Genomic DNA, 619 nt, shown 5'->3' with positions numbered 1-619 from the left:
AGCTTGATCAAGGGCCCGAGGCTGGTGCCCAGACGAACCAGGCGACTCAGGCTGCTGACGCCGCCGTTGCGGGTGCTCTTGCCGGTCAAAAAGCCCAGCAAGGTCACCGCCGCCACACCCCAGAGGGGGGCATGCTTGATGCCAAAGTTGCTCTGGAGGTCATGCGACATCCCGCGTATCCGCTGCAAGGGCAGTAGCAGTTCCCTGGATTCGTGGCGAATTTCCTGCCGGTGCATTTCCATGCGCAGGCGTATCAGTGCCTTGCGCATTTCCGTGCGCGAGCTGTTGTGGGGCAGTTCAGGCAGGCTCATGGCAGCAGGCGCTCCCGATCATTGGCCAATTCTTCCAGGGTGCCATGGAAGGGCGAGGACTCATCGAAGACCGCTGCTTTCAAACGGAAAGCGCAGAATATGGAGGCAAGGGCATAGAACACGCAGAGCCCGAWGATGGCGGGCAGGCGATAAGTGTCCCAMACCCCAATCCACACCCGCCCCGACAACCCCACCAGCAGCAGCAATCCACCGACCAGCGCCAGGCCTGCAAATAACCGCACGCTTACGGTGCGTGCTTTTTGTTCCTGCAACTCGATGCCGAACAGTTCGACAAGGCTGAGCAACAG

Annotated in this window: 2 protein-coding genes; both read right to left on the bottom strand. The window is 60.6% G+C overall.

All coding sequences use genetic code 11. The features are described 5' to 3' along the window. Nucleotides 1-311: hypothetical protein (locus AC1DRJ_RS31560; RefSeq protein WP_477805551.1), on the bottom strand; the 311-nt coding region annotated here is incomplete at its 3' end. Then, nucleotides 308-619: phage holin family protein (locus AC1DRJ_RS31555; RefSeq protein ID WP_477805550.1), on the bottom strand; the 312-nt coding region annotated here is incomplete at its 5' end. The genes AC1DRJ_RS31555 and AC1DRJ_RS31560, both read right to left, overlap by 4 nt.

Source organism: Pseudomonas sp. P5_B2, from assembly GCF_056400445.1.
The sequence above is the reverse complement of the archived record's forward strand: the minus strand, read 5'-3'. Positions and strand labels throughout refer to the sequence as shown.